This is a genomic window from Alloactinosynnema sp. L-07 (assembly GCF_900070365.1).
Lineage (GTDB): Bacteria > Actinomycetota > Actinomycetes > Mycobacteriales > Pseudonocardiaceae > Actinokineospora.
Genome location: NZ_LN850107.1, coordinates 2,297,031 through 2,316,584 on the forward strand (window position 1 = coordinate 2,297,031; position 19,554 = coordinate 2,316,584).

Sequence of the window (19,554 nt, forward strand, 5' to 3'; positions counted from 1 at the left end):
CAGCGGAATCGGGAATTGCGACGAGCCACTTCGGCGGACATTACCGAGGTGTCACACGATTGACAACAAGGCGACGATTTGGCCGACACGGAATGTCTTACCACGGTGCTAATTTGTCACCATGCACACGTTTCTCAGCCGGGTTTTATCGCCCCGGTCAAGTGCCCAAACCCTGAACCAACTGCTGCTCGTCAGCCAAAAGGCGCTTGAGGACCTTGCCCGTGGGGTTGCGCGGCAGTTCGTCGACGAATATCACATCGCGCGGCACCGAGAATCGGGCGAGGCGCTGATGCACATAAGATCTGACTAATCCGGCGTCCAATCTTGCTCCGGGACGCAACACAACATAGGCGGCGAGCCGCTGGCCGTACTCGTCGTCGGACACTCCCACCACCGCCACCTCATCGACCTGCGGCAGCGCGGCCAGCACCTCCTCCACCGGTCGCGGGAACACGTTCTCGCCGCCGGAGACGATCATCTCGTCGTCGCGGCCCGCGACGAACAGCCGCCCGTCGGCGTCGAAGTAGCCGCGGTCGCCGGTGTCCATCAGCGAGTGCTTGATCTCCCTGGCCATCCCGTCGGTGTAGCCGTCGAAGAGCATGTCGTTGCCGACGAAGATCCGGCCGACCGCACCGGGCGGCACCTGCTCGCCGTCGACGCCCAGGATGCCCAGGGCGGTGCCCAGCGGCGGGCGGCCCGCCGTGGTCGGGGCCGCGCGAAGGTCGGATGGGTCGGCGATGGTGCCCGCCGAGACCTCGGTGGAGCCGTAGAAGTTGTAGAGGATGTCGCCGAAGGTGTCCATGAACCCGGTGACAACCGAGCCGGGGATGGCGGAGCCGCTGCTGGCAACGATCCGCAGGCTGGAGGTGTCGTAGCGCTCGCGGACCTCCACGGGCAGGTTCAGCATGCGCTGCAGCATGATCGGCACGACGAACATCGCCGTGCAGCGGTGCTCCTCGATGGCGCGCAGCGCGCTCTCGGCGTCGAACCGCCGCTGCAAAACCAGGGTCGCGCGCAGCGGCATGCCGATCTGCACCGCGGTCAGGCCCCAGCTGTGGAAGACCGGCGCGGCCACCAGGACGCGCTCCCCCACGCGCAGCGGGATCCGCGACAGCACGGTCGCCGCGTCGCCAAGGCCTTTCGGGGTCGGACGGCGGGCGCCCTTGGGGGTTCCGGTGGTGCCCGAGGTCAGCACGATCATCCGGCCGGGCCGCTTCGGCGCGGCGAACGCGGTGTGCGGCTGGTCGGCGAGCAGGTCGTCCAGGCGCGGAGCGGTGGCGCCGGTCCAGATCCGAACCACCTTCTCCGGCACGTAGCGGACCTTCTCGGCGAAATCGTCGTCGACGATCAGCACCCGGGTCTTGTGGTGGCGCACGGTGTCCTCGACCTGGGCCGCGGCAAGCCCGGTGTTGAGCAACACCGCGTCCGCGCCGAGCTTGCCGCAGGCGATCAGCGCTTCCAGCAGGATGGCGTGGTTGCGGGCGAGGATGCCGACCTTGCTCTCCGGCTTGACGTTGAGCCCGCGCAGCGCGTGCGCGAGCAGGGTGGACCGCTCGTCCATGTCCCGGAAAGTGCGCGTGTCCGCGCCGTCGTTGATGACCGCCACGCCGTCGGGCTCGCGTCCGGCGGCGGCGGTGTAGCCGCCGACCATCGTCGCGCCCCACCGGGCGACCGCCTTGAGCTGGCGGAGCATCTTGTCGGGGCGGCTGGGCGTCAGGATCCCGGCCGCGGCCAGGGTGCGGGCGACCCGGATGGGCGAGGAGCCGATGTCGCGGCGCTTGAGCACCGGGCGCGGGTCGGAGATGCCGGAGAGGTGGTCGCTGATCCGGTTGACCCCGTCGCGCACCCAGGTCTTGATCTCCGACTCGGTCCAGTCGGTGGCGGCGGGGTGGCGCAGCATCGGCCGGAAGAACACGACCTTGAGGTTGGTCCGGCCCGGCCTGTCGTTCTCCAGCCGGATCGACACCCAGCTGCCGTTGTCGGGGCTGCCGGAGATCACCAGCTGCTCGTCCTTGCGGGCGATCGGGGTCTCCAGGTGGTGATCGAACACCGCGCCGGGGGCCAGGCACGCGCGCAGCAGGTAGCGGGCGGGTTTGCCGAAGTCGCGGGCCGAGACCTGGTCGCAGGAAGTGATTCCCCGAAAGAACCGGGAGTACCGCGGGAGATCTCCGACAATGCTCCAGACGTGGGCACGCGGATGGTCTATTGACAAGTCGAAGACAACGCAATCCGCCGGCATGGCAGACCCTGCCTTTCGTCACCAGAAATACGCCCCGCTGTCTCCCCGTTGCGACGGATGTGCTACGTATCACGCGGATGACAAAAGGATCGCAGCGCGCATCTGCCCTGGTCAAGCGATGTTTTGCTGTTCGGCGAAATACTGGTGCGGCAGACAAGAAACCTGCGCGAGGTTGTCCGGCAGGACAAAACCGACTCAGCCGAGCGCTTCAAGGCTGGTCGCGGCGGCGGTCGCGCCGCCCGCGTGGGCAAATGATTCCTGAATGCGTTTCGCAGCCGCTCGATAACTGTCATCGGCGAGCACGTTGTCGATCGCCTGGCCGATCTGCGCGGCGCGGGCGTGGGCGAATCGCAGCCGCACCCCGGCCCCGGCGCGCACGACCTGGTCGGCGATCACCGGCTGGTCGTCGCGGATCGGGGCGACCACCAACGGCACCGCGCGGTCGAGCGCCTCGCAGACGGTGTTGTGCCCGGCATGGCAGACCACGACCGCGGCCCGGTCCAGCACGTCGGTCTGCGGCACTTCGCGGCGCACCAGGATGTGGTCGGGCACCCCGTCGAGGATTCCGCCCGGGTCCACGACCACGGCCTGCAGGTCAGGCCGGTCCCGCAGCGCGGTTACGCAGCCCGCCAGGAAGCCCGCGCCCGAGTCGGCGTTAAGCGTGCCCACACTGACGAACACCAGCGGCCGCTCGTCGAGCCGCTCCCACGGGAATTCGACGGGCAGCGCTGTCCGGCGGGCAGGCCCGACGAACCGAACCGGCGCGGTAACCACGGGTTCCCCCGCGAGCGCCGACGTGGTGAAGGCCAAAACCAGGTGCGGGGAGAAGCGCAGGTCGTGGGTGGCCATCGGATCGCCGAAGCGCAGGCGCAGATCGGTGAGCAGTCCGCTGACCCATTGGCGCACGGCCGGCATGGCCGCCAGCGGGTCGGCGATCTCCGATGAGGTGGTGGCCGACGTCGCCCACGGCAGCCCGGTGCGGTGCGCCGCGAGCGCGCCCGCGAGCGCCTGCTGGTCCACCACGAGCACGCTGGGCTCCCAAAGCTCGATCGCCTCCAGGACGCCGGGCAGCATCGCCTGGGCCAGCGGGATCAGGGTGCGGTCCCAGAGAAACCGCCACGCCGCGAACCCACGCACGTCGGCAGGCCGTTCGGGCACGGGACTCCACACCGGAAACACTTTGGAACCAGCGGGCAACAACCGAGCCAGGAGCACCGGATCGCCCGCCCACGCCACCTGGTGCCCCCGCGCCGCCAACTCGACCGCGACCGCGACCATCGGATTGACGTGCCCAGTGAACGGCGGAACCACCAGTAGAAACCGCCCCCCGCTCAACACTTCACCGCCCACTTCACCCTCCACATCACCTGCCACTTCACCCGCACACTCGCACATCAGGTCAGCACCCGCGGCACACTGCTCGGCCGCGGTGACGACTTCGGGTGCCGCGAACACGCGACGCAGTCGTCGTGTTCGCGGTGCCCGAAGTCGTCACCTTCCAGGCGGCCGAGCCGCACGGCCGAAGGCCGTGCCATGTCAGAGTCCGAGCCGCACGGCCGAAGGCCGTGCCATGTCAGAGTCCGAGCCGCACGGCCGAAGGCCGTGCCATGTCAGAGTCACGGATCCACGCCAGCAGAAGCTCCCGCACCGTGCGGTGGCGTTCGACCAGGACCGAGTGGTTCTGGCCCTCGATCACCTCGGTCCGGCAGTTCGGCAGCGCGGCGGCCACGGCGGTCAGGTCGTCGGCCTGGAAGCCCTCACTGCCCACAATGGACAGGACCGGGCAACGGATGCCACGCATCGCCGCGGCGTCGAGCAGTGGTCCCTGCGGAACCTCCTCGACGATCGTGGTGGCCGCGATCATCGCGCCCGCGGTCTTCGACAGCCGGGCGTGGTGGCTGCCGAAGGTCTGCTCCAGCCAGTCCAGTACGTCCTGGTCCTGCATCCAGTCCACGACGTTGCTCAGCGTGCTGCCCATCTTGCGAGCCCACTCGTCGGTGGCGGGCTCGGCTTCGATGGCCACGATGCTGAGCACGCGGTTCGGGTAGCGCTCGGCGAAGCTGAACGCGATGGTGCCGCCGAAGCTGTTGCCCACCAGGTGCACTGGGCCGTCGATCCCGGTGCCGTCGAGCAGTGCCCGCAGGTCCTCGACGAAGTCGGCGACCCGGTAGCCGCTGAGCGGCCGGTCGGTGCGGCCGTGCGCGCGCAGGTCGTAGGTCACCACGTCGATGCCCGCCTGCGACATCGGCGCGGCCAGCGTGAGGTAGAAGCTGGCCAGGCTGTCGTAGCCGAGCCCGTGCACGCACACCACCGTGGGCGGCTTGTCCGTGGCGGCGTTGCGTGCGGGCATCCGCTGGTAGTGGGTGCGGATGCCGTTGGCCTCGATCATGCCCACAGGTTCAGCTCCCGGTCCGCCGCGGCCCGCTCAGCGCCGCGTGCACGAAGTCCACCAACATCCCGACCCGCAGGCCGATCACGTCGTCGATGTCGAGGTCGGCCAGGAACGCGGCGAGGTTGACCTGCTCGCCGTACTGGTCGGTCATCATCGAGCCGACCGTCACCAGGTCGATGCTCTCCAAGCCGAGGTCATCGTGGAAGGTGGTGTCCATGGTGACCTCGACGTCGTCGAGGCCGTACTGGTCCGATACCCGGACCAGCATCGACCTGATGTCGTCGAGCACGGCTTCGACGGCCGGACCAGTGGTGGTCGTCATGACGTTTCCTCCTTGTGCGGTGCGGTCCACGCCACGACGTAGTGGCGCGCGGGCAGACCGGCAGGGTTGGCGATCAGCTCGGTGCGCACACCCGGTTGGGACACGGTGAGATCCAGCCCGCCGCCGCCGGTCGCTGCCGCGGCGGCGGACTGGTGATCGGGGGTGTGCCAGAAGCGGGCGAGCCGGGCGCGGGCGGCCACGACATCGGCGTCGTCCAGGGCCGCCACGGCGATCCGGCCGCCGACGACGGCGACGCCGAGCTCGTGGCTGCTGTCGACCGAAACCTCCAGGTCCGGGATGACCAGGCCCGCGACGCCGCTGACGGCGCAGCGCGCGGAGTCGTCGTCGTGCACGCGCACCTCGGCCGGGAACAGCGGTCCGTAGCCCGAGTCCCACAGGTGCCCGCGCACGGCGTCCTTGGCCACCACCCGGCGCAGCAGCCAGCGGCGCCGGGTGGTCGGTGGGCACGCCTCATATTCGGCGCGTTCGGCGGAGCCGAGGTATTTGCGCAGGTAGAACTCGCGGGAGGCCAGGCCGGGCCAGCGTTCGGCCGCGGTCCACCAGCCGCCCGCGGTGCGCTCGGACAGCATGCTGGTCTCCGGGAAGCGGTGCACCGCACCGATCGCGGCGTCGCTGTCGAAGCGGGTGTCGGCCCAGCCGGAGATCGACACGACCACCACGCCGCCCGACCGGACCTGGGCATCGGCCCGGACCATCGCGTCGTCGAGGTCGGTGACCCGGACCGCGCAGTCCACTGTGGACCTGATGGCGGGTGGGGCGGCGTGGAAGCGGATCTGGTCGATGGCGATCGGGAAGGCGATCCAGCGGTCCGGGTGGTTGTCGACCAGCCAGTGGCCCAGCACCTGGCCGACGTTGTCGAGCAGCGCGCCGGGAGCCGACGGCACAGTGATCTCGGCGCGGATGGCGCGGTTGGACACCGCGACGGTGCGGGTGAGGCCTTGGTAGGACGGGCCGTGGAACATCCAGCGCTGGGCATACAGGTCGCGCGCGCTCAACGCGGGCGGCCGCTCGCCTGGCTGGACCGGCCACGGCGCGGGCGCCTGCGGGTAGCGGGCGCCTACAACGACCGTGCCGCTGGCGTAGTCGCCTAGCTCGACGGCCAAGCGGTCGGCGTCGAGTGTTCGCACCCGCACCGGCACCTCGACTGCGGGGGCGGCGTCGAGCCAGCGGCGCAACCGCACGTCGTCCACCCCGAGCACGAGCCGTCCGGGCGCGGCGGCCTGGGCGGCGTCGATCAGGTGCTGTACGACGGTGGTCGCGGGCACGACGGGCCTGCGGTCGTCCTCGTCCGGCCAGCCGTCGCGCTGCCAGGCGAAGCAGTGGTCGACCAGGTGCGGCATGTCCGCTGTGGACACTCGCAGCGTCTGGTCGAGTGCGCGGGGCCTCGGCTGGACGGCTGCGGCCAGCACGGCTTCGACCGCGGCGGTGGTGTCCTCGATCAGCGCGGTCAGCTCCAGCACGGCCGGGAACCGGTCGCCCCACTCGGCCAGCCGCGACACCGCGGGCGCCGGGGTAAGAGCCGTGAAGTCGGGGTCGCCGCCCTCGACCCACAGCGCGGTCGCCACCCGACGCAACTGGTCGACGCCGGGACGCTGCGCGGTGTTGGCCACGACGGTCAGGTGGTCGGCCTCGCGGAGGGTGTCCGCGATGAGCGAGCCGAGCTGGCCGGGGCCCGCCTGGACGAACACGCGGATCCCGCTGGCATACATCGCCTCGATGGTGGCGCGGAAGCGGACGGGCTCGATCAGGTGGCGCACGCTCAGTGCGCGCACGGCCGCCGGGTCAGCCGGGAACGGCCGGGCGGTGGTCGCCGACCAGACCGGGATCGACGCGGCGCGCATGCGCAGGCTCGGCACGCCCTGCTCGAACTCACCCAGGTAGGGCGCCAGCATCGGGGTGTGGAAGCCGGAGCGGAACGGCAGGACCTGGCAGATCACGGAAGCCTGGCGCATCCGGGCGACCAGAGCCTCGATCTGCTCCCCCGGCCCGCACACCACGGTTTGATTGGTCGAGTTCTCGTGGGAGACCACCAGGTCCGGCTGGTCGGCGATGGCGGCGGCGACCCGGTCGGCGGTGGTGCCCAGCACGGCGAACTCGACCCCGGGCACGCGCAGCGCGTCGAGGTCGGTGCGGGCGAGCATGGCGTCGAAGTCGGCGCCGGTCACCACCCCGCCTGCGATCATCGCGGTCCACTCGCCCACGCTGTGCCCGGCCAGCGCCGCCGGGGTGATCCGCAGCCTGCGCAGCGCGGCGTCGAGCAGCCTGCCGACGGCGAGCACGGCCATGCCGTGCCTGCCGACGGTGTGGGTGGCCAGGTCGGGCACCGGCTGCCCGAGCAATTCGGCAACATCGTCCACCCGCGGCGCGAAGTCGGCTTCGAGGCCGGGGAACACAAACGCGGTCGCGCCGGTGCGCAGCAGCGGGTTCGGGCTGAACCAGACGTCGTCGCGGCCGCGCAGCGCGCGCCCTCGGCCAACGACCTTGCGGGCCAGCGCGAGTCGGCGGGGTGTGGGGTCGACAATGCCGAGGCGGGCGCCGTCGGCCGTGCCCGGGTGCAGGGCCAGCACGTCCCTGTCCGGTCGGTCGAGCAGGACGCCCAGCTCGGCGGGGCTGGATGCGGCGAGTATCAGCAGGCGTTCGGGTTCGACCACCACGGGCCGCAGGTCGAGATCGGTCATGGCGTCACCACTCCGAAGCCGTATAGACCACGGCGTGCCGGGCCGGGTCGCCCCAGGCCAACTCGCGCAGCAGCCAGGCCACGCCGTCGGTCCGGCCGGGGGCAGTGCCGTTGTCCGGCCGGTCGAGCAGGACGCCCAGCTCGGCGGGGCTGGATGCGGCGAGTATCAGGCGTTCGGGTTCGACCACCACGGGCCGCAAGTCGAGATCAGTCATGGCGTCACCACTCCAATCCCGTGTAGACCACGGCATGCCGGGCCGGGTCGCCCCAGGCCAACTCGCGCAGCAGGCAGGCCGGGCCGGGGGGCATGGCGAGCACGTCGTTGTCCGGCCGGTCGAGCAGGACGCTCAGCTCAGCCGGGCGGAAGGTGGCGAGTATCAGCACCCGCTCGGGATAGACCACCACGGGCCGCAAGTCGAGATCGGTCATGGCGTCACCACTCCGAAGCCGTGTAAACCACGGCATGCCGGGCCGGGTCGCCCCAGGCCAGTTCACGTAGCAGGCAGGCCACGCCGTCGGCGGGGTCGAGCAGGGCGATGCCGCGCTGGGCGTAGGCGCGGCCCAACTCGGCGCTGACCATGCCGGAGTGCGTGCCGATCGGCGCCCACGGTCCCCAGTGGACAGTCAGCGCACGCCCGCCGGTGCCGCGCGACCACATGGTGGCGAGGTGTTCCATGGCGTCGTTGGCCGCGGCGTAGTCGGCCTGGCCTCGGTTGCCCATGGCGGCGGCGATGCTGCCGAAGAAGACGACGAACCGCGGCTCGATGGCCAGTTCGGTGAGCACCCGCAGCAGCGCGGTCGCACCGTCGACCTTGGTGCCGTAGACCCGGTCGAACGAGTCCGGGTCCTTGTCTGCGACCAGCCGGTCCTCGATCACCCCGGCGGCGTAGACGACGCCGTCGAGCCGCCCGTGTTCGGCGTGCACCTGCTTGACGAGCTGCCGCACCGCTGCGCCGTCGCGCACGTCGACGGTGTGGTACTCGGCCAAGCCGCCCGCGTCGCGGATCTCGCGCAGGGTCGCGGCCACCTCGCGCTGGGCCAGGATCTCCCGCGCGTCGCGCTCGACCGCGGCGAGGTCGCGGCCGCCGAGTCCGGCGAGCGCGGCGCGGAGACCTGCCAGGTCGGTAGCAGCGGCGACCGCGGTGTGCTCGGGTGCCACGGCCAGGGCGGTGCGGCCCGCCAGCTCGATCCGGCAGCCCGCGGCCTGGGCGATCCCGATCGCGACCTGCGCGGTGATGCCGCGCGCGCCGCCGATGAGCAGGACCACGGAGTCGCGGTCCAGGCCGATCGCCGCCGCCTCGGCCGCGCCGATCCCGCCGGGTCCGGCACCGGCCGTGGCCAGGGCGCCGAGCGGCTCGGGGACCATGCGGACGGTCTGCCTGCCCTCGGCGGACCGGACGACCACCGGCTCGTCGGCCCTGATCAACAGTTCCTCCACCACGGTCGCGGCGACCTCGACCGCGGGCAGGTCGGCGTCGACCTCGACCACCCGCGCCAGCACCTCGGGATACTCGCGGTCCAGCGACCGGAACAGCCCGCGCAGACCCTCCGCCGCACCGACCGCGAGCAGCCACCGGGGCCTGCGGGCGAGGGCGGCCTTCAGCAGTGGGAACGCGCCCGGCAGTACCGGCTCGTCGTCGGTGAGCGCGTGCAGGGAGATCAGCCCGTCGAGTCGGTCGAGGTCCTCGTGCAGTTCGGGCTTGCCCTGGCAGGTGATCGCCATCGCGCCGCGGGCGGAGAGCTGGTCGGCCAGTTCGTCGGCCAGCGCCGGGTCGCCGCCCGCGATGAGGATGTGCGTGCCGACGAACGCGGTGATCTCTTCGACCGGGCGCGCATCGGAGTCCACGAGGTCCAGCACGAAACGCTGGGTGGGCGAACCCGCGATCACGGGTTCGGACACGGCGGGCGTCGGGGTGGTATCGCTGAGAGCATCGGCCATCGCGGCAGCGGTGCGCGCCTTGACCAGCGCGTCCACCGAACCCGAACCGAACCGCGCCGCGACCTCACCCACGATCTCAGTGCGCTTGATCGAGTCCACGCTCAGGTCAGCTTCCAGATCCAGCGTCGGCCCGATCATGTCGACGGGGTAGCCGGTGCGCGCGGCGATCACCTCGATCACCACGGTCAGCGGGTCGTTCCCGACGGGCCGGGGCGTGCAGCCCAGAGCTTCGGCCATCCCGGCAGCGGTGCGAGCCTTGACCAGCGCCTCCACCGAACCCGAACCGAACCGCGCCGCGACCTCACCCGCGATCTCAGTGCGCTTGATCGAATCCACACTCAGATCAGCCTCAAGATCCAACGTCGGGTCGATCAAGTCCACCGGGTACCCGGTCCGGGCCGCGATCACCTCGACGACGGTCGTGAGCGCGTCCGAGGCGGCCGGTTCGACCACGAGTGGGACGACAGCGACCGGCGCGGCGGGGCAAGCGGGCTCCGGGACGGGCGCGGCACCGAGATAGCCGAGAACGACGTCGCGCTGGGCGGCGATCAGTTCGCGGCTGGTGCGCAGGAAGTCGGTGATCACCTCGTCGCGGTTGGTGGCGACCGTGCCGAGGGTGATCTTGCGGGCCGGAGCCAGCCCGCCCGCCACGAAAGCGCCGTCCGCCGTACGGACGAACGCGCCGTCGACTGTCCATCCTGGACGCTTCGGCGGGGTCAGGGAACCGACGTCGCGGGCGTCGCGGCCTGCGAACAGCCAGCCAGTGCGCACGTCCACCCCGGCCACGGCCAGCCGCGCGACCGCGTCGAGCAGGCCGGCCAGGCCGTCGCCGTCGCACGGGATCGCGGTGTGCGGGCGGTCGCCGAGGATCTTGCCGACCAGGCCGGTGAGCACCCGACCTGGTCCGGCTTCCACGAACACCCGCGCGCCATGGGCGTACATCGCCTCGACTTGTTCGGCGAACCGGACGGGTGAGCCGATCTGCGCGGCCAGTTCGGCGCGTGTGTCGCCGCCGTAGACCGACGCGGTGCGGTTGGACCACACCGGCCGGTCCGGCTCGCCGATCCGCTCGCCCGCCAGGACCTCGGCGAACCGCTCCCCCGCCCGTGCCACCACGGGGCTGTGGAAGGCGCACGCCACCGGGATCCGTTGGGCGGACAGGCCCGCGTCGCGCAGTGCGGCGAGGGCCTGGTCGACCGCGGGCGTGGGACCGGAGATCACGACCTGCTGGGGCGCGTTGTCGTTGGCCACGACCACGGTGCCGGTCAGCCCGGCCGCGTCGAGCACGGCCGTGGTCGCCGCGCGGCCTGCCGACACCGCGGCCATCGTGCCGGGATCGTCGCCCGCGGCGTCGAGAATCGCCTCGGCCCTGGCCGAACTCAGTCGCAGCAGGGTCGCCGCGTCCATCGCCCCGGCGGCGGTGAGGGCGACGAGTTCGCCGTAGCTGTGCCCGGCGAACAGGTCGGCGGTGACGCCAAGGCGGCTCAACACGTGGTGCACGGCCAGATCCGCCAGACCCAGCGCGGGCTGCGCGGCGCGGGTGTCGCGGAGCCGGTCGGCCTGCGCGGTCTCGGCGCCGAAGGACGACGGCGGGAAGATCACGCTGGTGTCCGCGCCGACCGCGCGGGCGAGTCTGCCAAGGTCGGGGAACGCGACGAACAGCTCCGCCAGCATCCCCGGCCGCTGACTGCCCTGCCCTGGGAAGAGAACCGCGAGCTTGCCCGCCGCCCGCTCATCGGCGAAGTGCAGTCCAGGCGCGGTCGCACCCCCGATGGCGGCCCGCAGCCGAACGTCCAACTCGGCCAGATCCCGGGCCACCACGGCGATCCGGATCGGCGCCCGGTCCCGGTCGGCTCGCTCGGCGGCGGTGCGGGCCAGGTCGCGCAAGGTCCACGGCGAGCCGTGCGCGGCGTTGGCCGTGACCAGCGCGAGCAGGCGCTCAGCCTGACGCCGGGCGGCGGGCAAGTCGGTGCCGCGGAAGGTCAACAGCTCGGCGGGCCACTCGTGCCTGCCGTGCCGGACCAAGTCGGCCTGGGGGTGGCCGCGCAGCACGACGTGGAAATTGGTCCCACCGAAGCCGAACGCGCTGACACCGGCGACCCGGCGCAGCGGCGGCTCGGTCCACGGCACCGCCGCCGCGTGGAACACGAACGGGCTGGTCTCGGAGTTCCAGGCCGGGTTCGGCTGGGTGACGTGCAGCGTCGGCGGCTTCACCCCGTTGTGGACCGCCAGCGCGGCCTTGATCATCCCGGCCAGCCCCGCGGCGCACTTGGTGTGCCCGATCTGCGACTTCACCGAACCCAGCACGCACGCGCCGGGAGCGGCCCCCGCCTCGCTGAACACCGCGTCGAGCGTCTGGAGTTCGGTGCGGTCGCCGACGACGGTGCCGGTGCCGTGCGCCTCGACGAGACCGATGTCCTTCGGCGACACGCGGGCGCCGCGGTAGGCGCGCTCGATCGCCCGGCGCTGCCCTTCCGGCCGGGGAGCGGTCAGCCCGAGCGCCTTGCCGTCGCTGCCGCTGCCGACGCCGCGGATCACCGCGTACACCCGGTCTCCGTCACGCTCGGCGTCGGCGAGCCGCTTGAGCACGACACAGGCGACGCCCTCACCCAACGCGATGCCGTCGGCGGCGGCGTCGAACGTGCGGCAGCGGCCGGTGGCCGACAGCGCCCCGACCGAGCTGAACAGCAAATAGTCGTCCACCGCGTTGTGCAGGTCCGCCCCACCGGCCAGCACCACGTCGCTGGTGCCCGCGACCAGTTCCTTGCAAGCGATGTCGACCGCGGCCAACGACGACGCGCACGCCGCGTCCACCGTGTAGTTCGCGCCACCGAGGTCGAGGCGGTTGGCGATGCGGCCCGCGATGACATTGGCCAGCCGACCGGGGAACGTGTCCTCGGTCAGCACGGGCAGCTGGTCGGCCAGGTGTTCGGGCAGAGCTCCGACGTACTCGGGCAGAGCCATCCGCAAGGTCGTCGCGGTGGCCAGGTCGCTGCCCGCCTCGGCGCCGAACACCACGCTCGTGCGCTCGCGCGCCGGGCCGCCGTCGGGGTAGCCCGCGTCGGCCAGGGCACGCCTGGCCGCTTCCAGGGCGAGCAGTTGCACCGGTTCGATCGCCGAGAGCGTGGCGGGCGGGATGCCGTAACTCAGCGGGTCGAACGGGATCTCCGGGAGGAACCCGCCCCACTTCGACGGGGTGCGGTCGGGACCGCCCTCGGGGTTGAAGTACGTATCGACGTCCCAGCGGCCCGCCGGGACCTCGGTCACCGCGTCGGTCCCGGAGACCACTGTGGACCAGAACGCGGCCAGCCCGTCGGCGCCGGGGAACATCGCCGACATGCCGATGATCGCCACGTCGAGCGGCGCGGCCACCGGCTCGGGGTCCACTTCGGACCGCAGCGCCGCGGATCGGGCCGAGCGCAGCGCGGCGGCACCGCGGGTCACGTCATGATGCAGGGCGGCGATGGTGGTCGCCTCGGACCGCAGCACCGCGACCTCACCCGCCATGAACAGGCCATGGTCGACCTGTTCCTCCTCGCACACCGCGAGCAGGTGTTCGCCTTCGCGGCGGACGCCCTTGCTGGCGATGCGCAGCCTGCCGGTGTTGAGCAGCTCCAGCCGCTCCCACACCTCGCGCTCGGGCACGCCCTGGGCCAGCAGGTCCGTGCCGACGGCGTGGAAGGTGCCGGTGAATGGGCTGCTGACACAGCGCGTCGCGTGGCCGGGCGCGGTCTGCAGCAGTTCCGTGCGTGTCGCGGCGATCACCTGACGCTGGAACGTAGGCCGAACCGCGCCACACGTGACGGCCTCGGCGGTGAACAAGTAGCCGGTCCCCATGAGCACACCGACACCGGCACCGCGCCGGGCCAGCGGGTCGGCGACGCCCGCGACGGCCGCGGCCGACCGCGCGTCGTGCACACCGCCGGCGAACAGCAGCTGCAACTCCTCGGCGGGCAGACCGGCGTCGACGGCCGCCAGCAGCACACCCACTTGGGCCGACCACAGTGCGAAGCTGGTCAGCGGGCCGACGTGGCCGCCGCACTCGCTGCCCTCGAAGACGAACCGGCGCGCGCCCGCGGCGAGGAACTGGCTGAGCAGACCGGGCGACGGGACGTGCAGGAACGTGGCGATGCCGACGTCCTCCAGCACGCGGGCCTGGTCCGGGCGGCCGCCCGCGATGAGCGCGGTGGCCGGGCGGATCTCCTTGATCACATCGAGCTGGGCCGACCGCAGCTCCTCCGGGGCGAAGCCGAGCACCCCGACCCCCCAGGGACGGTCGCCCAGCGTCGCTTTGGTCTCGGTCAGCAGCGTCCTGGTTTGCTCCTCAGTGGACAGTGCGAGGGCGAGGAACGGCAGCGCACCATGCCGGGCGACGGCGTCGGCGAACGCGGACTGGTCGCTCACCCGGGTCATCGGCCCCTGGGCGACGGGCAGCGCGGTCCCCAGACCACGGGCCAGAGTCGCGCCCTCGGCCATGGTCGGCGCACCGGGCGCGAGCGCGGCGTCGACCGCGCCCAGCACCGCGCGCACGGCGCGGGCCACCGAACCGTGGCGCTGGGCGAAATCCTGGGCGAGGAACCCGTCTTGGCCGACGATCGGGTAGCCGTCGACCTGCACAGACCCGTCTCCGGCGGCCACCGCGGCCCGGGTCGCCGCGGGCAGCTCGGCCTCCGGCAGCAACGCCAGCTGGGTATCAAGCACGACGCCCGCCGCGCCCGCGAGCACGGCTCCGGCGGCGGTGTTCGGCCCGATCCCGCCGCACACCCACACCGGCACCGTCACCAGCGGGTCGCCGAGCACCTGCTGCAGCAGCACGAAAGCACCCAGGTCGCCGACCCGGCCACCGGCCTCGCTGCCACGCACGATCAGACCGTCCGCGCCGAGGTCGACCGCGACCTGCGCCTCGATCGCCGAGGTGACCTCCACCAGCACGAAATACTCGCCGGGGATGTCGGTCAGCTGCCACGCCGACTGCCAACCCAGCACGATCACACCGATCTGATCGGCGCCATCGCCCAGCGCGTCGAGCACGTCGTCGACATCGAGCGCGCACCCCTGCGGCACCCGCACGCCAAAGCGTCCGCCCGCGACCTGGGTCAGCGCTTCGCGCGCGGTGCGGTCGCCGCGGCCGAGGTCGAGCACCCCGAGCCCGCCCGCACCGGTGACCGCGGCGCACAGCCGCGCGTCCGCCGCGCCGGGCAGGGTGATTCCGATGACGACACCGGGTCGTTCGATGCTCGCTGACATGGCGTCCTCGCTGTTCGGCCGCGTCATGTCCGGACCCGCGGGCGGGCGGCGCCCTGCTGCGCGGTGACCCACGCCTGCGGATCGGCGGCCTTGCGCTCGTAGAGTTCCGCGACTTCCGGGTGCGGCAGGATAAGGAACCGGTCTTCGGCGATTCCCAGCACGGCGGCCTCGGCGATGTCCTCCGGTTCGAGGATCGGCGCGTATCCCGCGACCGCCCGCGCCGCGACGTGGCCCGCCTCCAGACCGGTCATGAGCAGGTCGGTGCGCACTCCCAGCGGGCACAGCGCGCTCACGTGCACACCGACCGGGCCGTAGGTGAAGGCGAGCCATTCCGCCAGTCCCACCGCGGCGTACTTGGTGACCGAATAAGGGGCGTCGCCGGGCAGGCCGAGCAGGCCCGCGGCGGACGCGGTGATCATGAAGTGGCCGGACCGGGCCCTGGCCATCCCGGGCAGCACCGCCTGGGCGAGGTGCACGTGGGCGCGGACGTTGACCGACCACGCCTTGGCCCAGTCCCGCTCCCCCGCGTGAATGCCCATCCCGGTCGCCACGCCCGCGTTGGAGCACACGATGTCCACCCCGTCGTACTCCTTGGTGGCCAGCTCGATCAGACCGCGCGCCTCAGACTTGTCACCCACGTCCACGCGCACGCCGACGGCGGGTACGTCGAGCTCACGCACCTGGGCGGCCACCCGCTGGGCGCCGAGCTCGTCGAGATCGGCGACAACGACGCCGCGCGGGTGCTCCGCGGCCAGGCGCAGTGCCAGCGCCGCCCCGATTCCGCGACCGGCACCGGTGATGACCAGGGATTTGCCGTAGATTTCCACGCGACTCCTCACCGGCGGTGCTTTACGGGACTTGGCGTCGAGGCTATGAATGTTTCCTCGGCGTCGTCGGTGCGAAGTTAGAATGCGCGTGACACACGCGTCAACTCCGCCTGTGGAATTCGTACACCAGGCTGCAAGTCGCCCAGCGGACTTGTGTGTTTGTGAGCATCCCACCCTGGTCACCAGCGGACTTGTCCGGCGCACACCAACGCCGACGAGCGAAAATATTGGCTTCTGACAATGGATTGGTGGATTTCCCGCGCTATCGACCGAGGCCTTGCGTACACCAATGGAGCAAAGCTAGTTTCCTTAATGGCAGAAGGGCTGTAACAGCACCAACTCCACCGGCGGGCCACTGGTTGCCAGCTCGTTTCTCGCGACGACTGCGCACGGCAAGCGCGGTATTCGTATCACCGTTGATACCACGAAAGGATGATTTGTGAATCATCGCAGAATTTCCAAGAAGGTGACCACCGGCCTGGCCGCGGTCACCACTGCCGGGTTGGTGGGTGCGGGCCTACTCATCGGTGCAGGCACGAGTTCCGCCGCGGCCGCACTCGACCTGAAGTACGCCTGCACCTTCCCGCTGATCGACGTGCAGCCGGTCGAGGTGCACATCGACGCGGACATCCCGGACACCATCACCGCGGGCGTGCCGACCGGCCAGTTCAATATCGTGGCCCTCACCAAGCTCAACGAGGACACCACCACCGGCCTCAAGCTGGTCAAGGTGGCCACCATCGAGGGCACCGCCATCGCCCACGCGCACATCACCGCGCCGGGCTTCGACACCGACCTCGATGTTCCGGTGACGGTGGAGAAGACCGCCATCCCCGCCTCCGGCGGGTTCACGGTCAAGGCGACCGGCAAGACCCCGTCGCTGAAGTTCCCGACCCCGGGCCACATCAAGATCACGGTGGGCGCCCTCGACCTCAACATCACCGCCAAGAAGGCCGACGGCACCCTGGCCAGCATCCCGCCGTCGAACCCCTTCGACGCGCCCTGCGCGCTGGACCCGGCTGGTCAGAACAACGTCCTCAAGGAGGGTGAGATCCTCCCGGGCAATGGCAGCACGACTCCCCCACCGCCGCCTCCACCGCCCAGCAGCACGACCCCGCCGCCCCCGCCGCCGCCCAGCAGCACGACTCCGCCGCCGCCCACCAGCACCACGGTGAAGCCGCCGCCGGGCACGGTGAAGTACGGCTACAACCTCAAGGGCAAGTCGAACCTGAAGAACATGACCGGCGACGTTCCGCTGTCGGGCACCATCGACGCGACCCTGACCCTGTCGACCCAGCAGTTCGTGGCCGACCTCAAGCTCAACCAGACGACCGCGAACCTGACGATCATGGGCTTCCTGCCGGTGGTCTCCAAGATCGCGTTCGAGAACGTGGGCCAGACCTCGGGCTCGATCGACAGCCAGGGTGTGCTGAAGTCGACCTCGAAGCTGACGATCGCGCTGCCGCAGGTCAACCTGTTCGGCTTCCCGATCAGCCAGAGCCCCGACTGCAAGACCGTGACGCCGTCGGACATCAACCTGTCCTCCGGTGGTGAGTTCGACGTCATCGCCGGTGGCAAACTGACCGGCACGTACTCGATCGCGGCCCTCAAGGGCTGTGGCTCGTTCAACGACTACATCTCGATGTTCGCCGCGTCGGCGGGCAACACGATCAACATGGACCTGACCGCCAAGTAATCGCTCACCGAAGGAGCCCCGTCGCGATTCCGCGGCGGGGCTCTTTCCTTTCTACTGGCTCAAATGCTCGGCCAGGAAGTCCTCCCAGGTGCGCTTTCCGACCGCGCCGTCGAGCGACAGATTCTCGCCCGCCCGATACGCGCGACCCGCCTTACCTGGAATCCGAACTGGCACCTTCATGCGACGCTTTCCGCGCGCGCCAAGGTATCCCTGGATCAGTTCGCCGAGCCCGTACACCGTCGGCCCGGCCAGGTCGGGCACCAGCCCGGCGGGCTCGCCGAGCGTCAACTCCACCAGGCGTGCCGCCACGTCCGCCGCGTCGACCGGCTGCAGCCGCAGTCCACCGGGAACCGGGACCACCGGCAGCTTCGCCATCTTCGCCACCATCGCCAGGGTCAGGCCGTGGAACTGGGCGGCCCGCAGCGTCGTCCACGGCACCCCCGACTCGGCGATCGCCCTCTCGGCGTCCAATTTGGACTTGAGCCAGGCCAGCGGGACCCGGTCCGCCCCGATGACCGAGATGTAGACCAGATGCCGCACGCCCGCCTGCGCCGCCGCCCGGGCCAGGTTGCGCGTGGCGACGTCGTCGCCCTTGGGGCCACCGGCCAAGTGCAGGACGACGTCGACCCCGGCGACCGCCCCGGCCACACCTTCGTCCTCGACCAGGTCGCCGGTCACGTACTCGACACCGGCCGCGGGCGCGCGGTCCTGCCTGCTGAGGATCCGCACGTCGTGGCCCGCGTCCCGCAGCAGCGGCGTGACCAGGCTGCCGAGCGTTCCCGTACCGCCGGTGACCAGGATGGATGTCATGGCTTCTCCTCCGCTGTGCTTCGTGGGTCAACGGTCTGACCCACGGCACGGAGGGAATGTGACAGGCCCGCGTGTGGCCTGCGTCACGCGCACAGCAGCGAGGCCCCGCCATCCGACGGGGCCTCGCTGTCAGCCGGTGATTCAGCAGTTGGAGACGGCGGGCGTGCCTGCCACTCGGTCCTTCAGGAACGTCATGGCGTCGACGTTGCCCTGGTAGATCCCGGTGATGTGGTCCACCGGGTAGGTCTTCCAGAACAGGTTCACCCCAGCGCGGCAGTACGTCTTGTGCAGCGTGTCCGCCTGCCCGAACGCGACGATGTCGTCGGAGGCGCCGTGGTACTGCAGCACCGGCACCTTCACCGGCATCCCACCGAGCTTGTTCCGCGCCACCGCGGCCAGCAGCGGATCCTGCACCGGGGTGTCCACAGTGAAGTCCGACAGGCTCTTGCCCTTGTACTTCACCAGCAGCTCCAGCGTGCACGACGAGGTCTGCAGGTCGGCCACCGCCGCACGGCCCGCGTCGTTGAGATACGACGCCAGCTTGATCTCCGGGTAGGCGTTGTCCAACCCGATCAGCGCGTACAGCAGGAACCCGAACCCGCGGCTGCCGTCCAGACCCAGCGTCACCAGGACCAGGTCGCCCGGCACACCGCCCGCCACGACACCGGCGAGGTTCACCTCGGCGCCGTAGGTGGGCTGCAGCTGGGCACCCCACAGCGCGGCGCCGCCGCCCTGGGAGTAGCCGCGGAAGAACACCTTCGACGTGGTGGACAGCTTCGACAGCTTCTGCCCCGCCCGCACGACGTCGATCACCGCGTGGCCCTCGGACCGGCCGGTGATGTAAGTCGTCTTCGGGTTCGGGTGATAGCCGGCGTAGTCGGTCACGGCGACCGCGTAGCCCGCCTTGAGCATGTCCGCGACCGCCGGACGCTCGTAGAGCGCGCCGATCGAGATCATGCTGGACGGGGTGCAGCGGAAGGCGCCGCCGTGGGTGCCCACTGCGAAGCTGACGATGGGCGCGGTGGCCGGGTTGACGCTCTTAGGCACCAGGATGGTCCCGGTGACCGCGTTCGGCCGGTCGTGCTCATCGGTCGACAGATACATGACCTGCCACGAGTTGACCGTGTCGCTGAACTGGCCGGACTTCGAGACCCGCCACCGGATGATGTCACCGGGCGCCCCCGCGGGCAGCGGGGACGGCGGGACGTAGAACGAGTCGTCGGCCGGGCCAGGATCGACGGCTATGGCGACCGGCTGGGCCTGCGCAGCCGGGCTGATCGCCGCTATCAGGGCTACGGCGACGAGTGCCGCTTTGCCTTTGGATCGTGAGAAGAGAGAGCGCACCGCGCGACCTCCGAGTCTGGTGAGCTAGCGGGACGTGGAC

At 71.0% G+C, this 19,554-nt stretch carries 13 protein-coding genes; 1 reads left to right on the forward strand and 12 read right to left on the reverse strand.

Translation table 11 applies throughout. The annotated features are described in order from the left end of the window. Positions 1-157 precede the first annotated feature (157 nt). The 10 genes from BN1701_RS10355 to BN1701_RS10395 form a co-directional block, all read right to left on the reverse strand. Positions 158-2,239, reverse strand: a complete 2,082-nt coding sequence (locus tag BN1701_RS10355) for an AMP-binding protein (RefSeq protein ID WP_054047799.1) — start codon at positions 2,237-2,239, stop codon at positions 158-160. A 195-nt stretch (positions 2,240-2,434) separates the two neighbouring features. Beyond that, a complete protein-coding gene (locus tag BN1701_RS10360; protein WP_369800514.1) occupies positions 2,435-3,550 on the reverse strand; it encodes a glycosyltransferase in 1,116 nt (371 codons plus the stop codon). A gap of 83 nt (positions 3,551-3,633) precedes the next feature. After that, positions 3,634-3,774, reverse strand: coding sequence for a hypothetical protein (locus tag BN1701_RS36405; RefSeq protein WP_172803157.1), 141 nt, complete (start codon positions 3,772-3,774; stop codon positions 3,634-3,636). A 38-nt stretch (positions 3,775-3,812) separates the two neighbouring features. Further along, positions 3,813-4,628, reverse strand: coding sequence for an alpha/beta fold hydrolase (locus BN1701_RS10365; protein WP_054055752.1), 816 nt, complete (start codon positions 4,626-4,628; stop codon positions 3,813-3,815). A 10-nt stretch (positions 4,629-4,638) separates the two neighbouring features. Beyond that, entirely contained in the window at positions 4,639-4,953 is a 315-nt protein-coding gene (locus BN1701_RS10370) for an acyl carrier protein (RefSeq protein ID WP_054047801.1), read from the reverse strand. Continuing rightward, positions 4,950-7,652: an acyltransferase domain-containing protein gene (locus BN1701_RS10375; RefSeq protein ID WP_054047803.1), complete on the reverse strand. Its 2,703-nt coding sequence runs from the start codon at positions 7,650-7,652 to the stop codon at positions 4,950-4,952. The genes BN1701_RS10370 and BN1701_RS10375 overlap by 4 nt, the downstream gene beginning before the upstream one ends. 4 nt (positions 7,653-7,656) lie before the next feature. Next, the gene (locus tag BN1701_RS10380; RefSeq protein WP_054047805.1) at positions 7,657-7,866 is read right to left on the reverse strand and encodes a hypothetical protein; all 210 of its coding nucleotides are present in this window, start codon (positions 7,864-7,866) and stop codon (positions 7,657-7,659) included. A 4-nt stretch (positions 7,867-7,870) separates the two neighbouring features. Continuing rightward, complete coding sequence (locus tag BN1701_RS10385; protein WP_054047807.1) at positions 7,871-8,080, reverse strand: hypothetical protein; 210 nt, start codon at positions 8,078-8,080, stop codon at positions 7,871-7,873. A 4-nt stretch (positions 8,081-8,084) separates the two neighbouring features. Then, complete coding sequence (locus BN1701_RS10390; protein WP_054055753.1) at positions 8,085-14,837, reverse strand: type I polyketide synthase; 6,753 nt, start codon at positions 14,835-14,837, stop codon at positions 8,085-8,087. A gap of 23 nt (positions 14,838-14,860) precedes the next feature. Further along, positions 14,861-15,664: an SDR family oxidoreductase gene (locus BN1701_RS10395; RefSeq protein ID WP_054047808.1), complete on the reverse strand. Its 804-nt coding sequence runs from the start codon at positions 15,662-15,664 to the stop codon at positions 14,861-14,863. Positions 15,665-16,103: 439 nt separating this feature from the next. On the opposite strand from BN1701_RS10395, the gene BN1701_RS10400 reads away from it, so the two are divergent. Next, positions 16,104-17,360 carry a DUF6801 domain-containing protein gene (locus BN1701_RS10400; protein ID WP_067520633.1) on the forward strand — a complete coding sequence of 419 codons (1,257 nt, stop codon included), beginning with the start codon at positions 16,104-16,106 and terminating at the stop codon, positions 17,358-17,360. Positions 17,361-17,411: 51 nt separating this feature from the next. Here the strand turns inward: BN1701_RS10400 and BN1701_RS10405 are convergent, their stop codons facing one another. Beyond that, the gene (locus tag BN1701_RS10405) at positions 17,412-18,170 is read right to left on the reverse strand and encodes an SDR family oxidoreductase (protein WP_054047812.1); all 759 of its coding nucleotides are present in this window, start codon (positions 18,168-18,170) and stop codon (positions 17,412-17,414) included. A 141-nt stretch (positions 18,171-18,311) separates the two neighbouring features. Further along, positions 18,312-19,514 carry a lipase family protein gene (locus tag BN1701_RS10410; protein ID WP_054047814.1) on the reverse strand — a complete coding sequence of 401 codons (1,203 nt, stop codon included), beginning with the start codon at positions 19,512-19,514 and terminating at the stop codon, positions 18,312-18,314. Positions 19,515-19,554 lie beyond the last annotated feature (40 nt).